Raw genomic sequence first — 610 nt, forward strand, 5'->3', positions numbered from 1 at the left:
GATGGACAAGCATACCTAGTAAGGTATGCAGATGATTTCGTCTGCTGTTTTCAATTTAAGAATGAAGCTGAGGCATTCTTTCAATCTCTAAAATTAAGACTCAAGAAGTTTAACCTAGAAATAGCCGAAGATAAAACCAAAATTATCCCCTTTGGACGGCTTGCGGAGAAACTTGGGAAGCACCAGGGAAATGGAAAACCAGAAACCTTCGATTTTCTAGGTTTTACCCATTATTGTGGCAAAAGCAAACAAGGAAAGTTTCGAGTGAAACGGAAATCAAGTAGGAAGAAAGTACAAAGCAAATTAAAAGAGTCTAAAGAATGGTTGATGAAGAATAGAAATAATAATATTCATATAATCATGGACAGATTCAAACGCTCGCTTATAGGGTACTTCAACTACTATTGCATCACTGATAATATTCCAAGTGTTAACATTTTCAAAGTTAAAATCGAGAACCTAATATTTAAATGGCTCAATAGAAGAAGTCAAAGGAAATCCTTTGATTGGGAGAAATATAGACTCTTCCTTAGCAAATTTCCACTACCTTCACCAAGAGTTAAGGTGAATATTTATGATTTAAGAAAAGAAATTAGCTACATTCTGTAAA

1 protein-coding gene is annotated in these 610 nt (G+C 34.1%); it reads left to right on the forward strand.

Features of this window, described 5'->3' with window-relative positions; all coding sequences use genetic code 11:
* On the forward strand, window positions 1-609 hold a 609-nt coding region (locus CN692_RS18970; RefSeq protein WP_257144078.1), incomplete at its 5' end, for a reverse transcriptase domain-containing protein.
* Between the last annotated feature and the right edge of the window lies 1 nt (window position 610).

The organism is Bacillus sp. AFS002410, assembly GCF_002556365.1.
Taxonomy (GTDB): domain Bacteria; phylum Bacillota; class Bacilli; order Bacillales; family Bacillaceae_G; genus Gottfriedia.